Origin of the sequence: Pseudomonas sp. Sample_10, assembly GCF_004321495.1 — a bacterium.
Classification (GTDB): Bacteria; Pseudomonadota; Gammaproteobacteria; order Pseudomonadales; family Pseudomonadaceae; genus Aquipseudomonas.
Genome location: NZ_RCOE01000224.1, coordinates 1 through 3,354, shown reverse-complemented (window position 1 = coordinate 3,354; position 3,354 = coordinate 1). Strand labels below are relative to the sequence as shown.

3 protein-coding genes are annotated in these 3,354 nt (G+C 61.6%); 2 read left to right on the top strand and 1 reads right to left on the bottom strand.

Translation table 11 applies throughout. The features are described 5' to 3' along the window. Positions 1-527, bottom strand: a 527-nt coding sequence (locus D8U18_RS22775) for a DUF533 domain-containing protein (RefSeq protein WP_131108461.1), incomplete at its 3' end; no start/stop codon positions are given. Between the two features lie 175 nt (positions 528-702). Between D8U18_RS22775 and D8U18_RS22770 the strand changes: the two genes are divergently transcribed. Both D8U18_RS22770 and D8U18_RS22765 read left to right on the top strand, forming a co-directional pair. Next, positions 703-1,617 carry a LysR family transcriptional regulator gene (locus tag D8U18_RS22770; protein ID WP_056856294.1) on the top strand — a complete coding sequence of 305 codons (915 nt, stop codon included), beginning with the start codon at positions 703-705 and terminating at the stop codon, positions 1,615-1,617. 134 nt (positions 1,618-1,751) lie between these two features. Further along, on the top strand, positions 1,752-3,209 hold the full coding sequence (locus D8U18_RS22765; protein ID WP_056856295.1) for a gamma-aminobutyraldehyde dehydrogenase: 1,458 nt from the start codon (positions 1,752-1,754) through the stop codon (positions 3,207-3,209). Positions 3,210-3,354: the final 145 nt, after the last annotated feature.

Below are 3,354 nucleotides of genomic sequence, written 5' to 3'. Positions count from 1 at the left end.
GGTTTGTTGAGTTCGGCGTGCAGCCAGTGCTGCAGTTCCTGATCGTTGTCGAGCTTGGTGAACTCGCCTTCGATCAGCTCGCGCTCACGGGCGTCAATGTGGCCATCAGCCTTGGCCGCCGCGACCAGCGCCTTGAGAATCGCCTGGCTGTGCTGCTCGACTTGCGCCGCGGGCAAGCGATCAAGGGTCTGCGGCTCGGTCTTCGGCGCCGTGCCCTGCTGAGCCTGCCAATTGCCATAGGCCTTGTAGGCAATCACGCCCAATGCCGCGAGGCCGCCATAGACCGCAACCTTGCCGCCGACCTTGCGCGCCTTCTTGTTGCCGAGTAACAAGCCCATTGCACCTGCCGCCAAGGCACCGCCACCCGCACCGGAAAGCAGACTGCCGAGGCCGCCCGAACCGCCGTTACCGCCGAGCAACCCGCCCAGAGCGCCACCGGACGGTTTGCCCTGCGCCCCGCCTGCCTTGTTCTGCAACAGGTCCTGACCGGACTTGAGCAGTTGATCGAGCAATCCACGGGTGTTCATTTTTTGCCTCCACTAAAAGGTTTGACCAAACCTTGAGGCCACCAGCCTAGATCGAAAGTGCCGCAACCTGACCTGCGAGAGTGCTTCCAGATGTTGCTTGAAGTCAGCCTGCCTTTCGTAAAAATGGATATACACTCGAACCTATCGATAAAAACCGCCCACTGGGTTTCCTCTCATGATGACCTTGCGTCAGATCCGTCATTTCATCGCCGTCGCCGAGACCGGTTCGATCTCCGCCGCCGCGCAAACCGCGTTCATTTCTCAATCGACCCTGACCCTGGCGATCCAGCAATTGGAGGAAGAGATCGGCGTCAGCCTGTTCAATCGCCACGCCAAGGGCATGACCCTGACCCATCAGGGCCACCAGTTCTTACGACAGGCGCACTTGATCCTTGCCACTGTCGACAACGCCAAACGCAGCCTGCAACAGAGCACCGACCAGGTCGCCGGGCAGTTGATCATCGGCGTGACCAGCCTGGTGGCCGGTTATTACCTGGCGGATTTGCTGACCCGTTTCCAGCGCGCCTACCCCAACGTCGAGATCCGCGTGATGGAGGACGAGCGCCCCTACATCGAGCATTTGCTGGTCAGCGGTGAGATCGATGTCGGCGTTTTGATCCTCTCCAACCTCGAAGATCGCCACGCGTTGCAGACCGAAGTGCTGACCCATTCGCCCCATCGACTGTGGCTGCCGGCCCAGCATCCGCTGCTGGAGCACGACAGCATCAATCTCGCCGACGTGACCCGCGAGCCGCTGATTCAACTGAACGTCGACGAAATGGACCGCAACGCCCAACGGATGTGGACGGCAGCCTCGTTGCAACCGCGTATCACCTTGCGCACCGCCTCGACCGAAGCGGTGCGAAGCCTGGTGGCCGCGGGTCTGGGTGTTTCGATCCAGCCAGACATGACCTATCGCCCGTGGTCACTGGAGGGCGACATCATCGAAGCGCGGCCCATTGCCGACTTGAGCCAGACCCTCGATGTCGGCCTGGCATGGCGCAGGGGCACGGCGCGGCCGGCGCTGGTCGACCCGTTTCTTACTGTTGCGCGGGAACAACCCCACGGCGGACGCAAGCCATCTATTTAATCGAATGCCACCTTCAGTATTTAGAATTTGTCGACCTCGGGGCCGCGCACTAGTCTTGCTGCATCTATATAAGACGGTCGGCCCCCCGGTCACAGGGGAACCGCATGGCCACACAAGAAAAGAGAACTCGAAGAATGACTGGTGCACAGACCCCGTTGTTCACCGCATTGTTGATCGATGGTGAATTGGTCGCCGGACAAGGCTGTGCCGAACCCATCATCAATCCGGCCACGGGCGAAATCCTCACGCAGATTTCCGAAGCCAGCACCGAACAAGTCGAAGCCGCCATCCTCGCCGCCCACCGCGCCTTTGCCGGTTGGTCCCGGACTACGCCGCAACAGCGCTCCAACCTGTTGCTGGACATCGCCAACGCCATCGAAAAAAACGCTGACCAGCTCGCCCGTCTCGAAGCCCTGAATTGCGGCAAGCCGCTGCACCTGGCCCGTCAGGACGACTTGAGCGCGACTGTCGATGTGTTCCGTTTTTTTGCCGGTGCCGTGCGCTGCCAGACCGGCCAGCTCAGCGGCGAGTACCTGCCGGGCTACACCAGCATGGTGCGGCGCGATCCCATTGGTGTCGTGGCGTCCATTGCGCCGTGGAATTACCCGATCATGATGGCCGCGTGGAAAATCGCCCCGGCCCTGGCCGCCGGCAATACGCTGGTGTTCAAGCCCTCGGAGCACACGCCGCTGTCGATCCTGGCTCTGGCGCCAGCGCTGGCCGAGATCTTGCCGCGCGGAGTGATCAACATCGTGTGCGGTGGCGGCGAAGGGGTTGGCAGCCATTTGGTCAGCCATCCAAAAATCCGCATGGTGTCGCTGACCGGCGATATCGTCACGGGCCAGAAAATTCTCCAGGCCGCCGCCAAAACCCTCAAACGCACCCACCTCGAACTCGGCGGCAAAGCCCCGGTGATTGTCTGCAACGATGCCGACATTCAAGCGGTGGTCGAAGGCGTGCGCACCTATGGCTATTACAACGCCGGCCAGGATTGCACCGCCGCGTGCCGGGTTTATGCACAGGCCGGGATACATGACCGCCTGGTGGCTGAGCTCGGTGCCGCCGTCAGCAGCCTGCGGTTTGCCGGCAAACGCGATGCCGACAACGAAATCGGCCCGCTGATCAGCACCCGCCAGCGCGACCGCGTGGCCAGTTTCGTCGAGCGAGCCCTCGGCCAGCCGCACATCGAACGGGTGACCGGTGCCGCGGTACATTCCGGCGCCGGGTTCTTCTATCAGCCGACGTTGCTGGCGGGCTGCAAACAAAGCGACGAAATCGTCCAGCGCGAAGTGTTCGGGCCGGTGGTCACCGTGACGCGTTTCGATGAGCTGGAACAAGCGGTGGACTGGGCCAACGATTCCGAATACGGCCTGGCGTCATCGGTCTGGACCCAGAACCTGGACAAGGCGATGCAGGTCGCCGCGCGGTTGCAGTACGGCTGCACCTGGATCAACAGCCATTTCATGCTGGTCAGCGAAATGCCCCATGGCGGGCTCAAGCGCTCGGGTTATGGCAAAGACCTGTCCAGCGATTCGCTCCAGGACTACAGCGTGGTGCGCCACATCATGGCGCGCCACGGGCAACATCTCTGACTACGCTAATAACAAGCCGCCAACGGCATGCTTCACCACGTTCAAAACTGCCCCGACCATAATTTGAAGAAGAGGGAATACCCATGTTCGTGCACAAGACCGCACTGCTCAGTGCAATCACCACGGCGCTGCTGGCCAGCGCCAG

Coding starts and splice junctions, on each gene's coding strand:
- D8U18_RS22770 (WP_056856294.1), top strand. CDS start 703: ATGATGACCTTGCGTCAGATCCGTCATTTCATCGCCGTCGCCGAGACC.
- D8U18_RS22765 (WP_056856295.1), top strand. CDS start 1,752: ATGACTGGTGCACAGACCCCGTTGTTCACCGCATTGTTGATCGATGGT.